Origin of the sequence: Kribbella sp. NPDC051718, from assembly GCF_040681515.1 — a bacterium.
Classification (GTDB): Bacteria; Actinomycetota; Actinomycetes; order Propionibacteriales; family Kribbellaceae; genus Kribbella.
The window spans coordinates 131792-141145 of sequence record NZ_JBFAYZ010000017.1; the positions used below are offsets into that span (position 1 = coordinate 131792).

A 9354-nucleotide genomic window follows, 5' to 3' on the forward strand; every position below is an offset into this window, starting at 1 on the left:
ATAATCATCGCTTTTCTCGATCACCTGGCACCTCTAGCGTCGTTCCCAGGAGATCGACTCAGCGAATGGAGCACACCGATGACCGCAATGACCGACACCGAATGGCGATCCTTCGTCACCGCGGGAACCAAGCTCGCCCACGTAGCCCTCGCCCGCCCCGACGGCCGCCCGCACGTCACCCCGATCTGCTTCATCCTCGACGGCGACGAACTCGCCTTCGCCCTCTCGCCCGGCAGCGTCAAAGGCGAACTCCTGGCCGGCGACTCCCGCATCGCCGCCTGCATCAGCGACGACCAGCAGCCTTACAGCTTCGTCACCCTCGAAGGCCAGGCCCGAATCTCCGCCGACCCGGCCGACATCAAGTCCGTCGCCACCGGCATCGCAGACCGCTACTACCCCACCCATCCCGCCGACGCGCTCGCCGAAACCTTCACAGAACAAGGCTTCACCGCAGTCCACATCACCGTCACCAAGGTCATCGCCCAATCCAACCTCGGCTGACGGCCCCGATGGACGGTCTACGCCCGTACCCTTTCGAACCTGCGACATCCCGACCTCTCAAGGTCTTGGGCTCACCTCGGCGGTGATGCCGTGCAGCAGGCCGGTGACCTGGCCGATCTCGATCAGGTAGCCGTCCGGATCGCGGAGATAACACCGCAACTCCGCCCCGCGATCCAACGGCTCGGTGAGAAACTGCGCGCCTTTCGCGCGAGCCTCGGCATAGAAGGCCGCGATATCAGCAACCCGCACATTGAGAAACGCCGACACCGGATCCCCGGCCTCGGGCGCGGTCAACGTGACCCCCGGCTTGTCCGGCGTCGGCCCACCACCGGGATTCAAGATGATCCAGGTGTTGGCGACCTGCACCAGCGCCGGATTCTCCTCCAGTACCACGCGCCCGCCGAAGATGTCCGCGTAGAACTCCCGCGACACCTTCACAACCCGCACAGTCAGAAACTGCGTCACCACCAACCCACGCTCCGGCGCAGGAAACCCGTCTTGATCCGCCACCATCAGTCTCCGAACCCTCGTCGAGTAACACCCTCAACGCAAAGACAACACAGCCACCCCACCTGTGACAGCCGCCCACCACGTGCACCGGAGTTGGCTCAGGAGATGGAGATGGTTGTGGGGTGGGAGCGGAGGATGAGGTGGAGGGAGCTGTGGATGGCTAGGCCGCCGAGGGAGGCGAGGGCTCGGAAGGTGAGGGTCAGGTCGACGACCGCCGGTACGCCGAAGCGCACCCGGAACCCACCGTCCTGCCGAGGTTGGCCGCTCAACTCATGCACCGGAAGATCCAGCTCGACGCTCCGCACCGGCTCGGCGTCGATCACTAGCCGGCCGGTCACGTACCCCGTGTTGACGATCGGGAACTCGATCGTGTGCCACTCACCGATCGACAGGCTGGCTACCCGGTTCCCGGTCCGGGCCGCATTGACCCGCGCCTCCGGATTGATCGTCACCGAGATCGGCGCCGTCGTCTCGACCGGCCCACAACAGCCGGCCGCCTCCCCGTGCACCATCAGTCCACCTCACATTCGCCGAGCCGCACCAAATAGATAGCCTGCGCAGCGTCGTAGGCCTCCCGAGCCGCCGACCGCTCGTCCTCGCGAATGAACCCCGACTTCGCCTTCCACAACGCGTCGACCGAGTCATGCAACCACTGCGCACTCCGCCGTGACGCCCGGATCGGCAGCCCGCCGATCTCGACGAAGATCGGCTGCGTGTGCACACTGCGCAGAATCCGCAGCGCAACCCAGGACGACCGCTCAAGCTCCACCGAGAACTCGACCGCCTGTTCATTGCCATCAGCAAGCAATTCCTGCGACCCAACCGATACGCCGTTCACCAGCACCTCGACCAGCACAGTGCGGGACCGCCCGATCCGCGACCGCTCCAGATGCCAGCCGACCGGCGCGGAGTACACCGGCTGCCCAGCCGCCGGCAACTCCGGCGGCTCCTCAGGCAACCAGGCAGCAACAGTCGCGCTCACCCGAACCGGCCCCGGAGCGTCGACCGAATGCTCCCGGGAGACATCGCCATCGACGGCGAAGTCGTAGACATGACTGCGCCCGTCACCGAAGTACGACGCACCGTCCTTCAACCCACCGAGCCACGCCTCCAAAGCCTGCTCACCAGCAGGCGCCTCAGCCAGCCGGACATACGTCCGCCCAACTCCCGGCCCGTCGTCGTAGATACAGGGATAGTCCGTCTCGCCAAGCATCAGCGTGCGATACCCGACGCTCAACAGGTGGTACCAAATGTTGAGTTCAGCGGCAGGCGAAAACTCAGCACCACATTGGAAATCAGCGGCGCCAAGCGGCACATCGACGATGATCTCGTTGGACCCGATCGACTGAAACCCAGGGATGACGTAGTTCGGCAACTCGTCGGTCTCCACCGACAGGCCGAGCCCGCAATGCGCATACCCGACCAGCGCGTTCTGCTCATGCCCCCAGCGCATCACCGGCAGATTCCACGACGGCCAATCCTCGATCACCGACGTACCCGGGTAGTCCTGATCGGTGAGCCCGAGCAGAATGACATGCCCCGAATGGCTGGACGGAAATCCCGACACCTCGAGGTCGTACCGGAGCAGGCTCTCCCGATCGCGATCAGTGTCCTGCGGATCCCACGTCATTCCCTGCGCCTGCTGCATCGCCGGGTATTCGAGTTCAGCACGCGGGCTGATCGACACCCCACTGAAAAACTGCTTCTGGTGGTAATAACACGGCCCCCAGGTGAGCACGCTCCCCATCCAGAGCCCCTCGCCCCGAACATGCCGAATCATCGTCTCCGGCGTAACCCCCTCCGACGGCACGCTGTAATGCGAGCACCCACCCGCATGAATATGCGGATCACCCGAGTAATACCCGCGCGCCGCCGGATCAGCCCACCGATCAAGCTCGATCGAAACCGCTTCGCTCTCGGCCGACAGCTCGACCTCGACCCGAACCTCCCGGTACTCCGGACCGCGCCGAGCCGAGATCTCGTACTCCCCCGCCGGCAGCGCAATCACCTCACCGGTCGCCCGGTACACATGCTCGTGGAAGAACATGTCCGGCGCCAACCGCATCGCCTTCGACGGATAAGCCCGCCGCTGCGAATCCAGCACGGTCAACGCCGCCACCGTGCTACTCCCATCCGGCTCCCTGATATCGAACCGGATATCGCGAGCGGGCAGACAGTCGAAATCGAACTTCGCCGCAAACTGCCGGCTCTCGAACACCGTCCGCTTCCAGGCTTTCGAAACCGGCGACCGGGTCAGACTCTCCGTCGCCTCCTCCACCGCCAGCAGAAACGTCAACTCACCGCTCTGCGTACCGCCATCCCGGCTGTACAAACTGATGACCTTGTACTCCGCGTCGACCCCGGCCACATCAGTCGGCCCCGCAAGCTTCACCTCCAGCCAGCTCCGCTCGATCCGCGGCACGACGGTCAACGTGTCGGCCAACGTGATCCGTCCTGCATGGCTCTGATAATCGACCAACCCGAGCACCGAATTCGACGGCGCCGACAAATCCCCCAACAACCGATGCGGATTCACCACCCGCACCAGAAAACTCCGCCACCCATGCTGAACAAGCCGCGGCGCCGCGGCACCCGGAGTGGCCGCGGTCAGTCCCTGCTCATCAATCACCACCTCGGCCAGCACGTAGGGCCGGAGCAGTTCTTCCACCTTGCCGGACTTGACGACGTCGCTCTGCGTGTCGTCAACCAGCTTCGCCAATTGGCCGGTCAGTTCATCGGGTAGCGGTTCACCGATATCACGAAGCTTCTCAACAGCTCGAGTCGCGGACGCCAGCAGTGGTTGGAACACAGGACCTCCCAGTCGCAGACCACCTCCGACCTTAGCCACCCCGGCCCAAACTGGCTCCCGGTTTTCGCCGTCCCTTACTCAGGCGCGGTTGCCACCACCGATCTCGTGAGTGCGGGCTTCGCGCAGGCAGCGCAGGTGGACCGCTGCCCAGGTCCGGTACGGACGCCAGTTCTCCGACACCTCCGCGACGGTCCGGCCGGCGCCGTACCGGAAGGTGATCTCCTCGTCGAGCCGCCGCTCGTTCTGCGGGATCGCGTCCGGCGCATTGGCGCCACGGAGTACCACCAACTCAGCGGCGAACGGACCCAGCCCCTTCACCTCCCGCACCGTACTGATGGCCTCTTCGACCGGCATCGCACGGAGGACATCACCATCGAGCCGACCATCCAACGCGGCCTCGGCGACGGCGTGCAGGTACTCGGTCTTGCGGCCGGGCAGCTCGAGGTCGAGCGCGCGCAACTGCGCCGGTGCAGGAAACGCACAACCCTGGCCGTACTCACGTACCAGCTCTTCGCGAAGCGTTGCCGCTTGCACGATCCGAATCCGCTGCGACAACACGGCCCAAGCGGCAGCTTCGTACGGCGAATGGAACCCACAGGGCCGCAGCCCCGGCAACTGCTTCTGCGCATCAGCGATGACTTCGTCACGCGAACCGACCTCGGCCCACCCGCGCCCATCGACATCCAGCGACAGGAACCGGCCGGCCTGAGCCGCCGCCCGCTCGAGATCGCCATCCCCCTCGACGACGATCCGCGCCGCGCTGCCGTGCTGAGTCACCCGCACCTCAGCCCTGCTCCAGTCACCCTCGACCCGGAACACGGTCCGCATCTCTTGTTGCCCGCCCTGCGCCGGCAACGCGCCCGGCGCGAAACCCCTCCCAAAACTGCTTGCTCGTGGCAAGCAACCACGGCCCGAGGATGTCAACGACCACTTCATGACGCGCCATCATCAGGCCTTGTCATGCAGCACCTGCGCACCTGCGGAGTAAGAAAGTCGGGCCCGGTCACAGTCATCTCGATCTCCGTTTGCATGTCAGTGTGTTGACATCCAAAAAGTATGTCAGGATGTTGACATGAGTCAAGGCGAACAGGTCGGCCCCCTCGACGAGGCGGTGGGCTACGTACTGAAACGAGCAGCCACCGCCCTACGCACAGCCATGGACGCGGCCCTCCGCCCACTGGACCTGACCGTCCCTCAGTACTCCTGCCTGGAAGTGCTCTCCCAACACCCCGGCCTCTCCAACGCAGAACTGGCCCGAGCCGTCTTCGTCACCCGCCAGTCGATGAACCTCGTCCTCCGCGGCCTCCAAGACCGCGGCCTCATCACCCGTCCCACCACAGCCCCCCACGGCCGAGCCCTCCCCACCAAACTCACCCCCGCCGGCCGCAAACAGCTCAAAGCAGCCAGTACGGCCGTACGCGCCGTCGAAGCCCGCATGCTCGAACCCTTCACCGCACCCCAGCAGACCCGCCTCCTGCACGATCTCCGCCTCTGCATCCAGGCCCTGGACTAGCCGGGTTGCCACTACCTAGTGGTACCGTATAGTGGTACTCGGTACCACTAGGTACCGATGGAACGACGAGGATCGGCGATGGATGACCTGACGGAGATGCTGAAGGGCACGCTCGAGGGCTGTGTGCTCGAGATCATCGCCGGCGAAGAGACCTACGGGTACGCCATCACGCGTCAGCTGAACGAGCTCGGCTTCGCCGACGTCGTCGAGGGGACGGTCTACACCATCCTGCTTCGGCTGGAGCGGAACGGGCTCGTCAAGGTGACGAAACGGCCGTCCGGGCAGGGCCCGGCCCGCAAGTTCTATGCGCTCAACGACGCCGGGCGCGAAGAACTCGCGAAGTTCTGGGTGAAGTGGGCCTACGTCACATCACGCATCGAAAAGCTCAAGGAGGGCGGGAGATGAACTTCTGGGAGACCATCACCGGCAGCGATCTCAGCCGGGAGTACAAGGCGTTCGAAGCCCGGGCCGAGGCGTTGCCGACCGACTACCGGGCGGCCTGGGACGAGATCAAGACTCAGCTTGCCCCCTACTCGGACTTCACCGGCCGAAACCTGATGCCGATCCTCGACGGCGCTCTCGGCCTGCTCGAAGAGACAGCGGCCGAGGGCCAGAGCATCTATCAGGTGGTGGGCGACGACATCGTCGGCTTCAGCGCGGCGCTGGCCGGCGGTGAGGGCGCCCGGAACTATCGCGACAAATGGCGCGAGCAGCTGAACAGAAACGTCGCCAAGAAGCTGGCCAGGCTAGGAGACTGACGTGGGCATCCGAGACATCATCGACGGCAAGAAGCAGTGGCGGGCCCACCTGGCGCGGGTCAAGACGCTCCCGCCGGACTACCAGATCGTCTACCAGGAGATTCAGCGGTACCTCTTCAAGGTCGGCCCGATCGACCTGGTCGACGGCCACCTACTCACAAACATCGTCGACTTCTTCGAGGAGGGCGTAGCGGCCGGCAAGGGAGTCATCGACCTCATCGGCCCCGACGTCGCCGCCTTCGCCGACGACCTGGTCAAGGATTCGCCCACCTACGCAGACATCTACCAGAAGTCCATCACCGACAAGTAGCAACATCCTCCTGCGAGAGCGGCATTTCTCCTGCTCCGCGAGGTGTGGAAGCCACCCGAGAAGGCGCCCGGACTCAAAGCAAGCGGCACCACCGCCCACGCCCACCTCGTCCGACACCTCGCCGGCCGACCGATGGTTGCACCCCTAGCTGGCTTCGGCCCACCGGACTGCGGCGGCTCCGCCGCGGAGCCGCCGCCACGACCACAGCCACAGCCACCCGCAACGCCGGGCCCCGACGCAACGCCCACCAACCACGTCAGCCCCGCGACGCCGGGCTCCACGCAACGCTTTCACCAAGCGGGTGACGAAGGAACCCGCGCATCAGGGTGGGCGGGAGCCAGCGAACGCGGACGCGACGCAGGAGCGGACAGCGGAGCCGGCGTGGGGATGCGGACGACAGGCGGTGGCGTCTCTCTGGAGTAGGGAGACGCCACCGCTTGTTGCTGGGTCGGTGCCACCGTCATCTGGTGTCCTGGGCTGGTGGCATCGACCCGGTGATGCCGGGTCGGCGGGATCGTCAGGTCGCCGGCGGCATCAGAACGGTGTGGATCAAAGGGGAGCTTCGGTTATGTGTTGAGGTGGACTACTAGCTGGAGATTGCCGCTGGTGGGCAGGGTGGGGTGGGCGGATCCGCCTTGCGGTTCGATGGTGACGGCGAAGGCGACTTCGGTGGTGACGTCGCCGGTCACCACGGTGGAGGTCAGGGACTTTCCGTCGGTGAGGGCGATGGAGCGGGCGTTGTTCGCGACGTCGATGAGCCACAGCTGGTACGTCGTACGGCCGGTGAGGGGCTTGAGGCCGCGGACGAGTACGACCGCCGCGTCCTGCCGGCTGGACAGAACCACGGTGGCCTGGCCGCCGCCGACGACCGCGCCATGGACGGTACGGGTGTCCGGCTGGGCCAGGATCGTGGCCGCTCTGGTGCTGATTGCCGTCGTCGCCGCATTGTCGCGGTACTGGTCGAGTGCGACCCCTCCACTGGCCGCGATAGCCAAGAACGCGGCAGCAAGAGTCAACGAGCGCCGAAGGGTCCGCGACCGGGCCGGTTTGAACTGAACGACGTCGCCGGTCGCGGCGCGGGGCGTCGGCGGTAGCTGCCGGACCCAACTGGCCGCGGTCATCACCTTGGACTTGAGGCCGGCCGGCGACTGCCTGGCGACGTACACGCTGAGTTTGGTGACTGCCTCGCGCAGATCGTCCACGTCGGTGCCGCAATCGATGCAATGGGCCAGGTGCTGCTCGAAGCCGGCGCGCTCGGCGCCGTCCACCGCGTCCAGGACGTAGGGACCGCTCAGGGCATGTATGTCAGGCGTCGTTGTCACGTGGTGTCGCTTCCCTGGAGCCGTCGCGGTCTGAAGAGGATCTGCCCGTCTCGCATTCCTGTCTGGTAGAGCCGGGACGGTGGTGCCCCTGTGGAGCAGAAGGGCACCACCGCTACAGCTGGTTGGATCAGGCCGCCGGGGGCATCAGGACGGTGTCGATCAGGTAGACCGTGGCGTTGGCGGTCTTCACACCGCCGCAGATGACCTTGGCGTTGTTGACCATCAGGTCGTTGCCCGAACCGGTGACCGTCAGCGAGCCCTTCTCGACGGTGGTCTGCTTACCGACCACAGCCGCCGGGTCGAGCTGACCGGCCACGACGTGGTAGGTCAGGATCTTGCTCAGCAGCGCGCTGTCCGTCTTCAACGTGTTGATCGTCGCGGCCGGGATCTTCGCGAACGCGGAGTCGACCGGCGCGAAGACGGTGAACTCGCCGCCGTTGAGGGTGGAGACCAGGTCGACCTTCGGGTTCAGCTTGCCCGACACGGCGGCGACCAGGGTCTTGAGCAGCGGGTTACCGGAGGCGGCGGTGGCGACCGGTGCGGCGGCCATACCGTCAACCGAACCTGCACCGGTCGGGTTCGCCTTGGCGTAGTCAGCACAACCAGGGCCGACCAGACCGGCCGCGTTGTCGACCGACGGCATCGCCGACGGGGTGTCAACAGAGGTTGAGGTCGAGGTACTGGTCGACGGGCTGCTGCTCGACTTGTCGTCGTCGCTACCACAGGCAACAGTTGCGAAGAGCAACGAAACGGCAGAAGCAGCGAGGGCTACACGCTTGATGGTGTGAGACATGACGATCGTTCTCCTTGAGTGAGGTAACCGGGCCAGCCACTCGCAGCTGACACCACTCATTCGGCACTACCTCGAGGACGGATGGGTCCGTCGGCGACATTTCGATCCCACCCATCCGGAGGACCCTGTTGACCCGAACCAGAGGTGTCCTGTCGAACCTCTCGAGTTGGAGTGACCCCATGTTGACGCTGGCCTTTATCGGATTGGTGGGCGGGCTGATCACCGGGGTCTCCCCTTGTGTCCTGCCGATGCTCCCGATCATCTTCTTCGCCGGTACCGCCGGCAAAACCGACGCCACCCCGACCGCAGCAGCCAAGCGGGGGCGCAAGGCAACCACCGCCGGTACGCCGGACGGCCAACTGCTGGTCGCCGACTCCGCAGACAAGGTGAAGCCGCCCCGCGACTTCCGCCCGTTGAAGATCATCGCGGGCATCGTCGTCAGCTTCAGCGTCTTCACCCTGGCCGGATCGGTGATCCTGTCCGCACTCGGACTCCCCGACAGCTTCCTGCGCTGGGGAGGCCTCACCATCCTCACCCTGGTCGGCCTCGGCCTGATCTTCCCCGCCCTCGGACACTGGATCGAGAAGCCGTTCTACCGGCTGCCCAAGATCAACCGCAACAACAACGGCGCCTTCGTCCTCGGGCTCGGCCTCGGCACCTTGTACGTCCCGTGCGCCGGGCCGGTACTCGCCGCGATCACCGTCGCCGGCGCCACCGGCAACGTCGGCTGGCGGACCGTGGTACTGACCGTCACCTTCGCCATGGGCGCAGCGCTTCCCCTACTGATCTTCGCCTCCGCCGGCTCACGGATCTCCCAGCGGGTCAAGGCCTACCGCGA

12 protein-coding genes are annotated in these 9354 nt (G+C 65.6%); 6 read left to right on the forward strand and 6 right to left on the reverse strand.

What is annotated here, in order from left to right; translation table 11 throughout:
* Positions 1-78 precede the first annotated feature (78 nt).
* Positions 79-501, forward strand: a complete 423-nt coding sequence (locus tag AB0M15_RS40070) for a PPOX class F420-dependent oxidoreductase (protein WP_363831892.1) — start codon at positions 79-81, stop codon at positions 499-501.
* 57 nt (positions 502-558) lie between these two features.
* On the opposite strand, the gene AB0M15_RS40075 is transcribed toward AB0M15_RS40070, so the two are convergent.
* The 4 genes from AB0M15_RS40075 to AB0M15_RS40090 form a co-directional block, all read right to left on the reverse strand.
* Positions 559-1014: a VOC family protein gene (locus AB0M15_RS40075; protein ID WP_363831896.1), complete on the reverse strand. Its 456-nt coding sequence runs from the start codon at positions 1012-1014 to the stop codon at positions 559-561.
* Between the two features lie 95 nt (positions 1015-1109).
* Complete coding sequence (locus AB0M15_RS40080; protein ID WP_363831899.1) at positions 1110-1523, reverse strand: hypothetical protein; 414 nt, start codon at positions 1521-1523, stop codon at positions 1110-1112.
* The gene (locus AB0M15_RS40085; RefSeq protein ID WP_363831902.1) at positions 1523-3820 is read right to left on the reverse strand and encodes a CehA/McbA family metallohydrolase; all 2298 of its coding nucleotides are present in this window, start codon (positions 3818-3820) and stop codon (positions 1523-1525) included. Before AB0M15_RS40085 ends, AB0M15_RS40080 begins: the two co-directional genes overlap by 1 nt.
* 78 nt (positions 3821-3898) lie before the next feature.
* A complete protein-coding gene (locus AB0M15_RS40090; protein ID WP_363831905.1) occupies positions 3899-4648 on the reverse strand; it encodes a hypothetical protein in 750 nt (249 codons plus the stop codon).
* 244 nt (positions 4649-4892) lie between these two features.
* On the opposite strand from AB0M15_RS40090, the gene AB0M15_RS40095 reads away from it, so the two are divergent.
* From AB0M15_RS40095 to AB0M15_RS40110, 4 genes are all read left to right on the forward strand, one after another.
* Positions 4893-5333, forward strand: coding sequence for a MarR family transcriptional regulator (locus tag AB0M15_RS40095; RefSeq protein WP_363831908.1), 441 nt, complete (start codon positions 4893-4895; stop codon positions 5331-5333).
* A gap of 78 nt (positions 5334-5411) precedes the next feature.
* Complete coding sequence (locus AB0M15_RS40100; RefSeq protein WP_363831911.1) at positions 5412-5738, forward strand: PadR family transcriptional regulator; 327 nt, start codon at positions 5412-5414, stop codon at positions 5736-5738.
* Complete coding sequence (locus AB0M15_RS40105; RefSeq protein ID WP_363831914.1) at positions 5735-6091, forward strand: DUF1048 domain-containing protein; 357 nt, start codon at positions 5735-5737, stop codon at positions 6089-6091. The genes AB0M15_RS40100 and AB0M15_RS40105 overlap by 4 nt, the downstream gene beginning before the upstream one ends.
* Before the next feature lies 1 nt (position 6092).
* A complete protein-coding gene (locus tag AB0M15_RS40110) occupies positions 6093-6401 on the forward strand; it encodes a DUF1048 domain-containing protein (RefSeq protein ID WP_363831917.1) in 309 nt (102 codons plus the stop codon).
* 566 nt (positions 6402-6967) lie between these two features.
* On the opposite strand, the gene AB0M15_RS40115 is transcribed toward AB0M15_RS40110, so the two are convergent.
* Positions 6968-7723, reverse strand: coding sequence for an anti-sigma factor (locus AB0M15_RS40115; protein ID WP_363831920.1), 756 nt, complete (start codon positions 7721-7723; stop codon positions 6968-6970).
* Positions 7724-7850: 127 nt separating this feature from the next.
* A complete protein-coding gene (locus tag AB0M15_RS40120; RefSeq protein WP_363831923.1) occupies positions 7851-8516 on the reverse strand; it encodes a fasciclin domain-containing protein in 666 nt (221 codons plus the stop codon).
* Positions 8517-8695: 179 nt separating this feature from the next.
* Between AB0M15_RS40120 and AB0M15_RS40125 the strand changes: the two genes are divergently transcribed.
* Positions 8696-9354: cytochrome c biogenesis CcdA family protein (locus AB0M15_RS40125; protein WP_363831926.1), on the forward strand; the 659-nt coding region annotated here is incomplete at its 3' end.